General features: G+C 54.7%; 13 protein-coding genes, 1 tRNA gene and 3 pseudogenes. 10 read left to right on the forward strand and 7 right to left on the reverse strand.

Features of this window, described 5'->3' with window-relative positions; translation table 11 throughout:
* The first annotated feature begins 29 nt into the window (after positions 1 to 29).
* On the forward strand, positions 30 to 356 hold the full coding sequence (locus tag HDC30_RS23590) for a YceK/YidQ family lipoprotein (RefSeq protein ID WP_027613773.1): 327 nt from the start codon (positions 30 to 32) through the stop codon (positions 354 to 356).
* Positions 357 to 399: 43 nt separating this feature from the next.
* Here the strand turns inward: HDC30_RS23590 and HDC30_RS23595 are convergent, their stop codons facing one another.
* Both HDC30_RS23595 and HDC30_RS23600 read right to left on the reverse strand, forming a co-directional pair.
* A complete protein-coding gene (locus HDC30_RS23595) occupies positions 400 to 1,758 on the reverse strand; it encodes a hypothetical protein (RefSeq protein ID WP_183785280.1) in 1,359 nt (452 codons plus the stop codon).
* A gap of 419 nt (positions 1,759 to 2,177) precedes the next feature.
* Positions 2,178 to 2,849 carry a Bax inhibitor-1/YccA family protein gene (locus tag HDC30_RS23600; RefSeq protein ID WP_027613775.1) on the reverse strand — a complete coding sequence of 224 codons (672 nt, stop codon included), beginning with the start codon at positions 2,847 to 2,849 and terminating at the stop codon, positions 2,178 to 2,180.
* 123 nt (positions 2,850 to 2,972) lie between these two features.
* Between HDC30_RS23600 and HDC30_RS23605 the strand changes: the two genes are divergently transcribed.
* The 7 genes and pseudogenes from HDC30_RS23605 to HDC30_RS29385 form a co-directional block, all read left to right on the forward strand.
* Positions 2,973 to 3,060, forward strand: a tRNA-Ser gene (locus HDC30_RS23605).
* Positions 3,061 to 3,236: 176 nt separating this feature from the next.
* Positions 3,237 to 3,455, forward strand: a complete 219-nt coding sequence (locus tag HDC30_RS23610) for a hypothetical protein (protein ID WP_183785282.1) — start codon at positions 3,237 to 3,239, stop codon at positions 3,453 to 3,455.
* A gap of 164 nt (positions 3,456 to 3,619) precedes the next feature.
* Positions 3,620 to 4,420, forward strand: coding sequence for an enhanced serine sensitivity protein SseB (gene sseB / locus HDC30_RS23615; RefSeq protein WP_183785284.1), 801 nt, complete (start codon positions 3,620 to 3,622; stop codon positions 4,418 to 4,420).
* Between the two features lie 11 nt (positions 4,421 to 4,431).
* Positions 4,432 to 4,977 carry an NADAR family protein gene (locus HDC30_RS23620; protein WP_183785286.1) on the forward strand — a complete coding sequence of 182 codons (546 nt, stop codon included), beginning with the start codon at positions 4,432 to 4,434 and terminating at the stop codon, positions 4,975 to 4,977.
* The gene (locus tag HDC30_RS23625; protein WP_097089996.1) at positions 4,974 to 5,228 is read left to right on the forward strand and encodes a hypothetical protein; all 255 of its coding nucleotides are present in this window, start codon (positions 4,974 to 4,976) and stop codon (positions 5,226 to 5,228) included. The genes HDC30_RS23620 and HDC30_RS23625 overlap by 4 nt, the downstream gene beginning before the upstream one ends.
* A gap of 733 nt (positions 5,229 to 5,961) precedes the next feature.
* Positions 5,962 to 8,373 (forward strand): AAA family ATPase, encoded by a 2,412-nt coding sequence (locus HDC30_RS23630; RefSeq protein WP_183785288.1) that lies wholly within the window; start codon positions 5,962 to 5,964, stop codon positions 8,371 to 8,373.
* A 281-nt stretch (positions 8,374 to 8,654) separates the two neighbouring features.
* Positions 8,655 to 8,817 (forward strand): annotated as a pseudogene (locus tag HDC30_RS29385) (LysR family transcriptional regulator); the annotation flags it as partial.
* A 1-nt stretch (position 8,818) separates the two neighbouring features.
* Here the strand turns inward: HDC30_RS29385 and HDC30_RS23635 are convergent.
* Positions 8,819 to 9,058 carry a hypothetical protein gene (locus tag HDC30_RS23635; RefSeq protein ID WP_183785290.1) on the reverse strand — a complete coding sequence of 80 codons (240 nt, stop codon included), beginning with the start codon at positions 9,056 to 9,058 and terminating at the stop codon, positions 8,819 to 8,821.
* 83 nt (positions 9,059 to 9,141) lie between these two features.
* A complete protein-coding gene (locus HDC30_RS23640; protein ID WP_027613841.1) occupies positions 9,142 to 9,372 on the reverse strand; it encodes a hypothetical protein in 231 nt (76 codons plus the stop codon).
* A 217-nt stretch (positions 9,373 to 9,589) separates the two neighbouring features.
* Between HDC30_RS23640 and HDC30_RS23645 the strand changes: the two genes are divergently transcribed.
* Positions 9,590 to 10,129, forward strand: a complete 540-nt coding sequence (locus tag HDC30_RS23645) for a GAF domain-containing protein (RefSeq protein ID WP_027613840.1) — start codon at positions 9,590 to 9,592, stop codon at positions 10,127 to 10,129.
* Positions 10,130 to 10,196: 67 nt separating this feature from the next.
* On the opposite strand, the gene HDC30_RS23650 is transcribed toward HDC30_RS23645, so the two are convergent.
* The 3 genes and pseudogenes from HDC30_RS23650 to HDC30_RS29390 all read right to left on the reverse strand — a co-directional run.
* The gene (locus HDC30_RS23650; RefSeq protein WP_183785292.1) at positions 10,197 to 12,323 is read right to left on the reverse strand and encodes a TonB-dependent siderophore receptor; all 2,127 of its coding nucleotides are present in this window, start codon (positions 12,321 to 12,323) and stop codon (positions 10,197 to 10,199) included.
* A gap of 163 nt (positions 12,324 to 12,486) precedes the next feature.
* Positions 12,487 to 12,708 (reverse strand): hypothetical protein, encoded by a 222-nt coding sequence (locus HDC30_RS23655; RefSeq protein WP_027613838.1) that lies wholly within the window; start codon positions 12,706 to 12,708, stop codon positions 12,487 to 12,489.
* Between the two features lie 106 nt (positions 12,709 to 12,814).
* Positions 12,815 to 12,898: pseudogene (locus HDC30_RS29390) on the reverse strand (oxidoreductase); the annotation flags it as partial.
* A 3-nt stretch (positions 12,899 to 12,901) separates the two neighbouring features.
* On the opposite strand from HDC30_RS29390, the pseudogene HDC30_RS29645 reads away from it, so the two are divergent.
* Positions 12,902 to 13,027 (forward strand): annotated as a pseudogene (locus HDC30_RS29645) (AraC family transcriptional regulator CmrA); the annotation flags it as partial.
* Position 13,028: the final 1 nt, after the last annotated feature.

Here is a 13,028-nt window from a genome sequence, read left to right on the forward strand (position 1 = left end):
GGTTTTCCCGGCGAAAGGATTGGGCGGTAATGAGAATTCAGGCAGTGATGCTGACGGTGTTGATGCTCGGCGGGTGCGGGACGGTGCAGACCGTCGTGCTCAGCGACAAGGCTTCTGTGGATCAACTGAAAACCAAGAAGAGCTACTGCGGCGCTGTTCCGCGCATTTACAGCGGTGCAACCTACGACTTCTGCATGCTGCACGCCGAAAAGCCGGATGACGTCGACGCGTTCAATTACAACAACGCCTCCCTTGGCCTGGTGGTCGATGCAGCAGTCTCAGGTGTGCTGGATACGTTTCTGCTGCCCTACACGATTTACAAGCAACAGGCCGATGGCAGCATCGTGATCAACTGATTGAAAACCTCCAGACGCCGAGACGTCTGGAGGCTGCTGCACTTTACTCGAGCAATTGCTGCAAGCTTGGGTCACGCATGACTTTTTGCTGAGGCTGCGAATTGTCGTCGCCTGTCTTGAGCATTTTCAACTTGAGGTTCTGAACCTTGGCGCAGGCGTTCTTGCCATCGGCGTAGATCCCGCTCATGTCACATTTCCATTCGAAATAATTAACCAGACCGCCTGACAGTTGCAGACTGTAGTCCGTGCTCTTGGTCCCTGGCGTGAATGGATGACCCGCCGGAATATTCTGGAACCACTTCATCCATTCCGAAGAACCCGGGCTCGGTATTTTGTCCTTGGGCTGGAAGGTGGGATTCATGATCGCCACCTGTGGCGACTCACCCGTGGCGTGGCAGCTCAGGCAGGAACTGTTGGGGTTGTCTACAGGCCCGTTTAGGCGACCGTTCCAGCCCAGGTGGGTGGGCGGCAGTTCTTTGGTGTTGGCGTTGATTGCCGTCTGCTGCAATGCCGAGTTGATTCTGGTTTCAGTCGGCGTCGGATTGGTGAAGTCATTGCCGGTTTCTTTCGGATCGTTACCCCACATGATCCCGACCGGAACGAGATTGTCCCAACCGGGTTTGCCGGTTTTAGCCCCGTTGTACTGGAAGGTGCCGAAAATCCAGCCTGTGTCGCTCATACGGGTATCACGCACGGCGATGTCCATCTGAATGAGCGCAACATCTTTGATCTTGCGATTTGCGGACGTGAAAGTTTCAGTGATATAGCCTTGCCACAACACCGGGTTGACGAGGAACGGTACGGTGGTGCGATCAATATCGGCAAACAATGCCTTGCAGACTACGGTGCCATTGGCAAAGCTTTTGGGTTGCGAAGTGAAGCCAGGATCCGGGTTGTTCGGATCTTTCCAGACCTCGCCAATGGTGTAGGCGCCAATGTCGTTGTAAATGCCCACGGCGTAGGTCTGGCCGCTGGCGATCTGCGTCTGTGCCAGTTGTTTGACCGGAATTTGCGCTTCCTTGGTCAGACCATGAATACCTTCACGCCCCAGCGGGCCATAGTGCTGCCAAGGCATGTGGTACCACTGACGCAGCTTGTTCTTCTGTACATTCCAATCGACCTCGACATTGCCTTCCAGGCAATAGTGCTTCACCTCCTCCATGTAGGCACGCCAGGTTTCAAAGTTGTTGTCGGGTTTGGCCGGAAGTTTTTTTAAAAAATCCGGCAGCGCTCCTTGGGGAGCTTGGGTCGGGTAACTCTGGCTGAGTTCGAACAACGGGCCTGAATATTGGCTGGCGGGTGGCTGATAGCCAAAATCGGGGTAGACACCGGCAAGAGTCGAGGCACTGAACAGTGCTGTCGTGATAGCCAATACGGCACGCTTTCCTTGGGGCTGGTTCATCGATGATCTCCTTGATTGGGACAACGCCTGCAGCGACCCATGAATCGAGTCCGACCACCAGGGCCTCCATTATTTTTTTGATAATCAGGGACTCGGCTTGCGGGCCGAGAGCAACTCACGGTTGAATCTGGGTAGGCTGGTTTGGAGGACCTCCTGTTTTCCGGATGAACGAATACGACAACCCGGGCGAAGCTACGGGCTTGAACAGAAGAAGAAAAATGGGATGCGGGGGCTGTAGAAGGTGTTACTGCATGCCGACTCCTGTCGACCGCCTGCCGTTCTTCCTTGTCTTAGGTGTAGGCCAATTCCATAAAGGCGCCATGATTTCTTGAAAAAATGTCGGCGAAAGGCCACTACGCTTTCGCACGGGCAACAAAAAACCCGCCGAAGCGGGTTTTTTGTTGATTCACAAACAGCGATCAGTCGTCGCGGCTCATGATGCCGAAGATCTGCAACAAGCTGATGAACAGGTTGTAGATCGATACATACAGGCTAATGGTTGCCATGATGTAGTTGCGCTCGCCACCGTGGATGATCGCGCTGGTCTGGAACAGAATGCACACCGACGAGAACAGCACGAAACCGGCGCTGATCGCCAGTTGCAGGCCGCTGATCTGGAAGAACATGCTCGCCAGCGTTGCACCCAGCAACACGAAGAAACCGGCGGTGATGAAACCACCGAGGAAGCTCATGTCCTTGCGGGTGATCAGCACATAGGCCGAGAGACCACCGAACACCAGCGCGGTCATCGCGAATGCCGAACTGACCACTTCTGCGCCGCCCTGCATGCCCAGGTAACGGTTGAGGATCGGGCCGAGCAGGAAACCCATGAAACCGGTCAGCGCAAAGGCGGACACCAGGCCCCACGCGGAATCACGGAGTTTGTTGGTGAGGAAGAACAGCCCGTAGAAACCGATCAGCACCACGAAAATGTTCGGATAGCCGACGCGCATCTGCTGGGCCACGAAAGCCATCACACCGCTGAATGCGAGGGTGAGCGCCAGTAGACCGTAAGTGTTGCGCAGGACGCGGCTAACCTCTAGCTGCTCAGCCTGCACGCTGTTGTGAACTGCGTAATCCTGTTCGCGCATGGCGACACTCCTGTTGGTTTGAAACGTTCAGTGGCAAAGATCATAACAGACGCTCTGTAACAAGCCATGCACAGAGTTTGACAGTGTGTTTCATTCAGGTATTATGGCGCCCGCAACGCAAACGGAGGTGTGGCCGAGTGGTTTAAGGCAACGGTCTTGAAAACCGTCGACTGTAACAGGTCCATGAGTTCGAATCCCATCGCCTCCGCCATATTTGATACGACAAAGCCCTGATTATTCAGGGCTTTGTCGTTTCTGGGGGTTGAGAAATCAATCGGCCGTCTCGTTTGGCACGGAAGCGTTCTCTGGGAGGCGTAAATGCCCTCCCGCCAAGCTTAACCAGCAAATAAAGATCTGCCGAATCAAGCGGCATACGGAAAAACACGGATGACTTCTTTCAGAAATGATGGTTTCTGGGGCAAAGTTTGGGCTTGTGCCTGGGTAATGTTCCTGCTGCTGACTTCCGGCGATTCCGGCGCTAACTGGATGGATACAAGCTCATCCGGCCGCAAGCGCGTCTTCAGTCCTGGCTTTCTCGTGCTGTGCGTTTTTGTAGCTGTGATTGAGTTGATACTGCTCAACCACTTCTACGGTGCGCAAAACTGAAGACGAGATAGAGCATTCTTTCCACGCGGCTCGGCGTCATCACGCGGTGTTGCCTTCCTGATGCGGCAGATTTATCAGGCTTCAGTTCTTCCTGTTTTCACAGCAGCGTGAAAAACTGCGCGTTCTTTGTCACCCATTTTTTGCCTGCATTGATGGAACGGCCGATGGACATCATGGATACCCAGCAAGAAAACACCCTCGAAAAGTCACTCAGACTGGCGGCGGATGAACCCGCCCACCGACCTGATTTTTTCAAGACGCTGCTGAATTCGGATATCTACGTCCTCGGCACCGCCGGCACTGGCGAAGGGCGAGTCAACCTTGAGGCAGGCAGCAACATCAGCATTGCGCACTGGCAAAAGCCCGACGGCTCCGCTGTCATCCCGTTTTTCACTTCGTTGCATACACTACGAAGATCCATAAACAGCGAGGAGTCCTATATAGAGATCCCGGCCAGATCGCTGTTTGAAATCACGCTGGGCACTCCTCTTTTCCTCAATCCAAAGTCTCCTTACGGGAAAGAATTTTTCCCCGAGGAAGTGCGCTACCTGCTCTCCGATGAGATCGGCCAGGGACCGGTGCAGCGCACGGTCGAAAAGGACACTCAGGTACTGCTCGGGCAGCCGTCGCAATATCCCTCGAAGATGGTCAATTCGCTCAAGCAACTACTCGCCAGACATCGCAATGTGAAGCGCGCGTTTCTGGCATTGATGCATGACGCTTCGTCTGACCAAAAGCCTCATCTGATCATCGGGATCGAAGCGGACGGCGATTTTGAACAGGTCATGCGCGAAGCGGGCAGCGTTGCCGCGGACTTGGCTCCGGATGGCGAACCCGTTGACCTGTACCGCGTTCATGACGCAGATTCAGGCCTTAGCGATTACTTGCTCAAGCAAACCACGCCCTTCTATGAACGGAAGTCGGCAGGTTGGCTGCGTTCATTGTTTGGTTTTGACAAAGCATGAAGGAAGTCCAATTGCACGACTCCAAATATCTGGAAGACCTCCGCTCCCGCTTCAACGCTGGAGAGGAGCTGAACTATGTCTTTTTCTGGGGACACCAGCGAAGCAGGCACGGAGTCAGCGCTTCGTGCTTCAGCCAGTGGTTCGAAGCCGAATTTGTTGTCGACGGGCAACGCTACGCGACTGCCGAACATTTCATGATGGCAGAGAAAGCAGCCTTGTTCGGCGATCAGGACATTCGCGCTCAAGTGCTAACGGCGCCTACGCCCAACGCGGCCAAGGCGCTTGGCCGCAACGTGCGTGGATTCAACGAACACGATTGGTTGCAACACCGATATGCAATTGTCGTCCGGGCCAACCAGGCCAAGTTCTCGCAAAACCCGGAGTTGAATGCATTCCTCAAGGATACCGGTTCTCGCATCATTGTTGAGGCCAGCCCGGTTGACAGCATCTGGGGCATCGGACTCGCCCAGGATCACGTAAACGCGAATAACCCCAACCTGTGGCAAGGTCTGAATCTGCTGGGATTCGCGCTGATGCAGGTCCGCGACGAAACATGATTCGCCCACGTCGCAGTGGCGAACACCGCGACGGGCGTACCGCACAGAAGCCGGGCAACCTACGCGACCGCCCTCTCGTGCTCGCTTTTCCTTCGGGACGCTCAAACAATGAATGGGGGCGGACGCAGTTCCTGACGCGAAAGCTGGCCGGAGTGAGTGCGCTGATGAGCTTGAATGTTCTCGCCTACAACTTGAAACGGGTCATGAAAATCATCGGTGCCTACGGTTTGATGCAAGCGCTAATGGCCTGAAAAAGGCTGATTTCGGCCCATTCCAGAGGCTGTAAAAACAGCGTTGCCGTGTTCCAAGCTACGAACGATATGGCGCGTGACATGACCGTGCGATCTCTCGGTCAGCAAATGTCACTGCTCGACGACGATGAAGTCCATGAATGTTTTACACACTCTGAGCCGATGGCTGCCGCTCAGGAGCGACCGCATTCGGCCAATAGCGGACGGTCATCCTCAATCGCACCCGGGCACCACTATATGTTGATAGCCAGCAGCTGTGGATGAGCACTCCATCGATTGGTTTATTCACCACCATTCCCGGGCATGTTGCTCCAGTAAACAAAACTGAATCAAACTCAGTGAAGTCCGAGAGCCTCAAGGCTTTTCTGACCTGATTGACATGCTCGCGATACTGGGTCATTTGTCCTGAATGGTTGAACCGGCTAGCTACAAACGGCAGCTTGGCAGAAAGTCGCTATGCTGTCGTGAAGAGGTATTGGAAAGTCTGCCTAATACGACAAAGCAGATACCCGAGAAAGCAATGAAGAAATTCAAGACCTGATCCACCACCGGTGTTCTTGATCGATCATCGCCCTCGCGTCGAACCGACCGCGGAGTTTGTTGGCTAGCGCGAGAAGCGGGCTGAATCTATTTCAATAAAAATCGTATCGCGTGATCAGCCAGCAAAGTCTGAACACCGAGACCGTTGCGCTAACCAGGTTCACAGTGATTTTCCTAACAAGGAATGACAGTGATGATCGAATCCATACGCCTTGCCATCGCCACATATACCGATCCCGTCACGATCAACGGCCTTAAAGAAATTAACTTCTTCTATGGGGCGAACGGCGCTGGCAAGACGAGCATTGGCCGGGTCATCGAACACCCTGAAAGTTACCTTCTCTCTGATGTGCAGTGGAAAAACGGCCGGCGCGTTGAGACGATGGTGTACAACCAGGATTTCATGGAAAGAAATTTCAACCAAGTTGCCAACCTCAAAGGCGTCTTCACACTCGGGGAAACCCAGCAAGCCAAGCTTGACGAGATAACGGTCCTAAAGAAAGACATCGAACGCTTGGAGGCCGGCCGGCAGAGCCTGAAAACAGCGCTCATTGGCACCGACGAAACGGGTGGCAAACGCCAGGAGCTTATCGTCCTAGAAGAACAGTTTAAGGACAAGTGTTGGGCCCAGAAACGCAAGCATGATGAGGCTTTCCATGGCGCTTTTCAGGGTTTGCGCAACAATGCTGAAAAATTCAAAGACAGAGTGCTCCAAGAAGCCCGGGGTAGCGCGTCACAATTCCTGCAACTCCCGGATCTGACGAAAAAAGCAGAGCTGCTCTATGGTGAGAAGCCCAAGTCTGAGGTGGTGATCCATTCCATCAACTTCAACGCTCTCACTGAATACGAAAAAGCGCCCATTCTAGGGACAAAAATCATCGGGAAAAGCGATGTCGACATCGCCGCGATGATTGAAAGACTCAACAACAGCGATTGGGTGCGTCAGGGCATCAAGTATTTCAACGAAAACGATGGCGAGTGTCCTTTTTGCCAGCAGCAAACCACGAAGGATTTCGAGCGAAGCCTTACCGAATATTTCGATGACAGCTTTGAGAAAAATACACTAGCCATCGATGTACTCCGAGGTAATTACCAAGACACGAGCACTATGATCCTGCAGCAGCTTCACGCGATTCTCGTGCCTGAAAGCAAGTTTCTCGACCACGACAAACTGGTGCCTCTGATTGATCTTCTGACGACCGAGACACGCACCAACCTGGAAAAAATTCATCTTAAGAAGGCCACGCCAAGCCTTGTAATTGAGCTCAAATCTACGGCCAGTACATGCGAAAAAATCCTGGATTTAATCTCAGACGCCAATCAGCAGATCTATCGGCACAACGACGTCGTCGCCAACTTCGACCGGGAATATGACGAACTCACTGGTGAGATATGGAAATACCTGCTGGAGGTGGAGCTCAAGGAAGAGATCAAGCACTATCTCAGACAAAAAGCCGCCCTGGAGGGTGCCATCACCGGCTTGGCAACCAAGATCCGTGTTGGTGAGACGGTCATAGAGGTTAAAAAGGAAGAGTTGGACAAACTAGAACGCGCCTCAACAACTATCGAACCCACCGCTCGGGCGATCAACAAGCTGCTCAAGGGGTTCGGGTTTCATGGTTTCAAGCTTGCCGTCGCCTCGACTGAGAGCTCTTACAAGTTAGTGCGCAGCAACGGTGCCGACGCTAAAGGCACGTTGAGTGAAGGTGAAAAGACTTTCGTGACCTTCCTTTATTTTTACCATCTACTAAAGGGAAGCGCGTCTACGGTCGGAACGACCAATGACCGCGTTGTGGTGATCGACGATCCGGTATCCAGTTTGGACAGCGACGTGCTCTTCATCGTCAGTAGCTTGATCAAGCAGCTCTTCGAAGAGGTTAAAACCAACACCGGATACATCAAGCAGGTGTTCATCTTTACCCACAACATCTACTTCCACAAAGAGATTACGTTCAACCATGAACGCAAGAAGAACGCCTTGCCGTATGAGACGTTCTGGGTGATACGCAAATCTGATCAGAAATCGAAGATCGAATCCCATGCAGGCAATCCTATCAAAACATCCTACGATCTGCTCTGGTCGGAGTTGAAGCGACCAGACATCAACAACACAACGATTCAAAACACACTGCGCAGGATCCTCGAAAACTATTTCAAAATCTTGGGTTCCACCGACCCGCACACCCTCTACAAGCATTTCGACGGGGCAGACAAGATCCACTGCCGCTCGTTGCTATCCTGGGTAAATGACGGCTCCCATTTCGCTCATGACGATTTATACCTAGCGATTGAAGACTCAATGGTAGAAAACTACCGTAGAGTCTTCTTCAAGATTTTCGACCACTCAGGACATTTGGCCCACTACAAGATGATGATGGGCGATGCGTACGTGGATCTGAATGTCGCAGAGGAACCGGTTGCGAAGGAAGAAGCGGAGGTACAAGTCGCCATAGAGCAGCAGGCAGCCGTTGAGGCTGACGCGTCCCCAATAGTGCTCGCCACCAAAGGCCAAAACGTGGACCATCCCTCAGGCTTACCGCCAATCACTGTGCCCGCCGCGGCAACATCAGAGGAAGTGCTCCAACCAAAGTCGGATCTTTTCTGAAAAGTGTGTTGCGCTGAATAGCGCGCGGCATACGTGGCGGGGTTGCGTCGGCCTCTTTTCTAGCAAGTTTCAGACGGCTAGATGTACCCGAGTTCGGTTCCAATACAGGTACAGGTCACGGTTATACGTCGATGACTGCTTTTGGCCGTTTTCTGCCCTCCACGAACGCCACAGATCGGCCATTAGCCGCCACTCACAAGCAAACTCGCTTTTTTGTAGCAATCAAACCAATAGCGATCTCCTTCAACAGCGCGGCCATGGCCTGGGACGCCTTCGCCGCCTGCCTCAGTTATACGCTCCTGTCCACTGGAACCAACTGGGGGTTCAAGGATGCTGATGTCCCGATTTCCGAACGACTGCGTGTCAACTCGCCTGAGTGTATACGTGAGTATCGTCAACGCAGGATTGGGCATCGCGCAGGGGCCGGGGGCGAGCGAAGAAGAAATCAGTCAGCGCCTGCATCCTTCACGTCGATTTGCGTCATACCCACCAGACTGGCCTGCTCCAGTATCTCTTCAGCAGTCGAGTCAGCTGTTGGCATGATCAGACTGTTCTCAGCATCCCCAAAATGCAGTTCCAGCAGATGCATGGCAGCGTCGTGAATGGAGAGCTTCGACTGCTGCAACGCGAGTTGATGCGTACGGGACTCGCCGTTGAACAGGTACTCGATGGTGTAATTGCGCATTGATAACCTCAAAATCAGAGTGGCAGATAACTACCCTGACTTACCGGTCAATCGTTAGTTCAAGCGGATAAATGTTCTGCAGCTCAACTGCGAGAAAGCGTCTTCAGCCGCTCGACCAAAGCAGCTTCAAAAATGACGTACAGCTTTTCAGCATCGCCGGCACGCAGAACCTCGCTGGTTTCCAGCCCAAGCACGAAGCCATCCGCACGGGCACCCGCCTTCACGGCGATGATCATCGAGTCTGCCCGGACAATCTGCGCCAGGAGCCGATCAGCTTCACGTTGCATCTTTTCGCTCAACACTACGCCTTCCACTTTCCTCACCTTTCATTCAATGCGACATCCAACATTTATGAGATCAAGGCTACGCCGCCGATAACGGCGCCTCAAGCCGCACGCCAATGACGCTTCGCTATTGCAGCCATCAGGAACCTTTGATGTGAACGAATCCATTTTGTTTAGTATCAAAATGGGCAGTTTCAAAAGCGTTTAGCAGTCGCCAACTTAAAAAATCATGACCGGAGAACAATGCATGCCCCTCAGTGACACCATTGACAGAGCGTTGCTAAGCGCAGAGGAACGTTCCTCTATCGCTGAAATTGAAGCTACAACCAATATTCTGCAGCTTGTTACACGCATGACCGGGACACGGTTCGCGGCGATCGCGAAATTCACCGAAACGGACTGGATCGTCTGTTCCGCCTACGATCCGATCGAGCTTGGGATCAACTCCGGCGACACGCTGGAATTGGAAACCACGCTGTGCAGTGAGTTTCGCAGAGACCCTCAGGTGCTTTTCGTGCCGCAGATAAGTCGCGACGGCAGGTTTTCCACACGCCCCGTGGTGAAGCAATATTTGATTGAAAGCTACGCAGGCGCGCCCATTTTCCTTCCTGACGGACAACTTTGGGGCGCGCTGTGTGCGTTGGACTCCAGGGCGGTGATTTTCGACGACCCGGATCTGGCGGATACGTTAGGCCTGTTCGCGAGACTGATCGGCTGTATCTTTTACGCTAATCTGACGGAGGCCGGCAGCGGCTACAGCAAGAACGTTTCAAGCGTTATCGGATAAACAAGAAACAGCCCTGAATATTCAGGGCTGTTTCATTTGTGGCCTGTGAGAATTTTGCTCCACCCTGCTACAAGGTGTAGGAAACGCCGACCTGCACGGTTCGCGGCGCCCCCGGGTAGGCATAGACGTTGCCGAATGCGCCCTCTTCATAATCACGGTCGAACAGGTTTTTTACGTCGAGATTAAGCCGCACCTTGTCATTGATTTTGTAGAAGCTGAGCAAGTCGACAACGGTATAGCTGCCCATCGAAAACGCGGTGTTGGCGGTTTGGCCGGCGCGCTCGTCGACGTACTTGAGGCCAGTGCCCAGGCCCAGTCCCTTGAAGGTGCCGTCCTGGAACTCATACATGTTCAGCAGGCTGAAGCTGTTCTTCGGGATGTTCATCAGCCGCGTGCCAGAGCGCAGTACGTTGTCCTTGGTCACCTCCGCATCGACATAGGCGTAGCCACCCATCACCCGCCATTCGGGTGTCAGGTTGCCGGCCACGTTGACGTCGAATCCACGACTGCGCACCTCGCCGGCCGCAACGCTGAAGGTCGAGTCAACCGGGTCGGTGGTCAGCACGTTACGTTTTTCGATCTGATAGATCGCCGCGTCGACGCTCAACTGCTGATCCAGCGCTTCCCACTTGAGTCCCATTTCATAGGACTTGCCCTTCTCTGGCTCGAACCCTCCGCCCTGGCGACTGGCGCCGGTGTTCGGCTTGAAAGAGCGCGCCGTGTCGGCATAGATCGCCAATGTCTCGGTCAGGTCATAGGTCACGCCGATGCGCGGAGTCACCGCGTTGTCACTGGCCTGCCAGCTCTTGCCACCGGGCACGTAAGTTTCGTAGTCATGTTCGAAGCGCTCGAAACGCGCCCCGGCCAACACCTTGAGTTTATCGGTCAACGCCACCTGATCCTGCACGAACGCGGCATACGTCTTGAGGTTTTCCTTGTCGTGTGTCGGCGTGCGGGTGAGTGCCGGGCGCGGCTGGCCGTAGACCGGGTCGAAGATGTCGATCGGGTACGCACCGACGGCGCCGCTGGAGCGCTGGATGATCGACTTGTAGTCGTAATCCTCGTACTCGATACCGGTGAGCAACGTGTGCTGCAAACCCGCGGTATCGAAATGCCCGGTCAGGTTGAGCTGGGTATCCTTGTCGGTCCACTCCAGCTTGCGATAGTTGAAATTGCGCCCCAAAGTGCGGCCGTCATCGGCAATGCCATTGGCCTCGATTGCGTTGCCCTTGAGCGAACCGTCGAGCCACTGGAACCCGCCGCCCAGGGTCCAGTCGTCATTGAGCATGTGCTCGAAACGCAGTTGGGCCATGTTGTTGTCGTTATGCAGTTTGCCAGCGTCTTTTTCGCCGAAAAAACTGCCGCGCGAGGCGGTTCCGGTCTGCTTCGCGTAACGGGTAAGGCCGCGATCCAGAGGCGCGTTGTTGCGCATGAAATCGCCTTCGAAAATCAGCTTGGTCGCGTCGCTTGCCTGCCAGGTAAGCACCGGTGCGATGCCGTAGCGCTCGGTTTCGACATGATCGCGGAAAGTGTCGCCGCCCTCGCCCACGACGTTCAAGCGATAGGCCAGACGCCCTTCTTCGTCGAGCGGGCCGGAAGCGTCCAGCGTGCCGCGTTTCATGCCCTGATCGTTGAGTTGGCTGCCCAGGGTGACGCTGCTTTCAGGCAACGGCTGCTTGGACACCACGTTGAAGGTGCCACCAGGATCACACCGGCCGTAAAGCATGGTCGCCGGGCCGCGCAGCACTTCGAGGCGTTCGATTGTGTTGGCATCCGGCATGTTCGGATAGCCGCGGTTGATCGGAAAACCGTTGCGATAGAACTCGCCGGTAGTGAAGCCACGCACGGTAAACGTGGTCAGGCCCTGACCACCAAAGTTGTTCGCCCGCCCCACGCCGCCGGCGTAGTCCAGCGCGTCCTGCAATCGGGTGGCGCCCAGATCTTCGACCGCATCCTTCGAGACCACACTGATCGATTGCGCAGTTTCATGGATCGAGGTGTCGGTACGCGTGGCGCTGGCCGAGCGCGTCGCGCGATAACCCTGCACCGGGCCGTCCGCCCTTTCGTAATTCGCCGTACCGATGACATCGGTTGCGTCCAGCTCCAGCGTTGAGGGTGATGCCCCCGTTTGATCAGCCCATGAGGCAGGCGACAATGCTTGCAGCACACAAATGGAAAGCAGGGTTCGACGCATGGAGAGGGAAACCTTTACGAATAGGCCAATGCAGGGGGTGAATCCGCCAAAAAACTCCCGCGCATGCTATACAAAATTATTCGCAATTAATATAGATTCCCATTAACAACAGTTGCCGCTGTCAATGCGGCACCGTCGCTCTGCGCCCTGCCCCGCCAAATTCTCAGGTTCCGCCCGAAAGCCCCTCGGTGGCCTGGGCGAACCTCGCACCGGCCTTGCGCACCAACTGGCGCCATTCTGTTGCTGTAATCAGCCCTTCCTGCTCCATGGTGTCGGCCATTTTCAGCAACTCGTCGTATTGATCCTCGGCGTCCATACGGATCTCTGGCTCTTCCAGTAATTTTCGCCAGGCGGCCAACGCCTGCTCTTTGCGAATGTCGCTCATGGTCATTACCCCCGGACTTGTAAGTCGGTAGAGGGCTGCGGTTCTGGAGTGTTCAGCGGCGGCGACTGACGGCGCGACAGATGGTTTTCGTTGCGGCCTCGATAAATGACTCGACGACGCCCGGGCACACCACCGTGACGCGGATCTTGTCCGTTTTCTGGCGCAAATCATCCGAGATAGCGCGGGCTGCGAGCTCGGCGAAGGGCTGGATGGGGCGAGTGCCTGCTATCGAGTGGGCTACGAAAGCCCGTCGCAATTCAGTCGCCAGTTCGGGTGTCCGCCATCAAGAGACACCCAGCGGGTTCGCCGCCCGGCATGAA

It is taken from the genome of Pseudomonas sp. JAI115 (genome assembly GCF_014200835.1).
GTDB lineage: Bacteria > Pseudomonadota > Gammaproteobacteria > Pseudomonadales > Pseudomonadaceae > Aquipseudomonas > Aquipseudomonas putida_A.

What these genes read in the sequence shown, in the direction of transcription:
- HDC30_RS23590 (WP_027613773.1), top strand. Translation starts at nt 30, where the DNA reads ATGAGAATTCAGGCAGTGATGCTGACGGTGTTGATGCTCGGCGGGTGC.
- HDC30_RS23625 (WP_097089996.1), top strand. Translation starts at nt 4,974, where the DNA reads ATGATTCGCCCACGTCGCAGTGGCGAACACCGCGACGGGCGTACCGCA.
- sseB (WP_183785284.1), top strand. Translation starts at nt 3,620, where the DNA reads ATGGACATCATGGATACCCAGCAAGAAAACACCCTCGAAAAGTCACTC.
- HDC30_RS23645 (WP_027613840.1), top strand. Translation starts at nt 9,590, where the DNA reads ATGCCCCTCAGTGACACCATTGACAGAGCGTTGCTAAGCGCAGAGGAA.
- HDC30_RS23635 (WP_183785290.1), bottom strand. Translation starts at nt 9,058, where the DNA reads ATGCGCAATTACACCATCGAGTACCTGTTCAACGGCGAGTCCCGTACG.
- HDC30_RS23600 (WP_027613775.1), bottom strand. Translation starts at nt 2,849, where the DNA reads ATGCGCGAACAGGATTACGCAGTTCACAACAGCGTGCAGGCTGAGCAG.
- HDC30_RS23650 (WP_183785292.1), bottom strand. Translation starts at nt 12,323, where the DNA reads ATGCGTCGAACCCTGCTTTCCATTTGTGTGCTGCAAGCATTGTCGCCT.
- HDC30_RS23595 (WP_183785280.1), bottom strand. Translation starts at nt 1,758, where the DNA reads ATGAACCAGCCCCAAGGAAAGCGTGCCGTATTGGCTATCACGACAGCA.
- HDC30_RS23630 (WP_183785288.1), top strand. Translation starts at nt 5,962, where the DNA reads ATGATCGAATCCATACGCCTTGCCATCGCCACATATACCGATCCCGTC.
- HDC30_RS23655 (WP_027613838.1), bottom strand. Translation starts at nt 12,708, where the DNA reads ATGAGCGACATTCGCAAAGAGCAGGCGTTGGCCGCCTGGCGAAAATTA.
- HDC30_RS23610 (WP_183785282.1), top strand. Translation starts at nt 3,237, where the DNA reads ATGACTTCTTTCAGAAATGATGGTTTCTGGGGCAAAGTTTGGGCTTGT.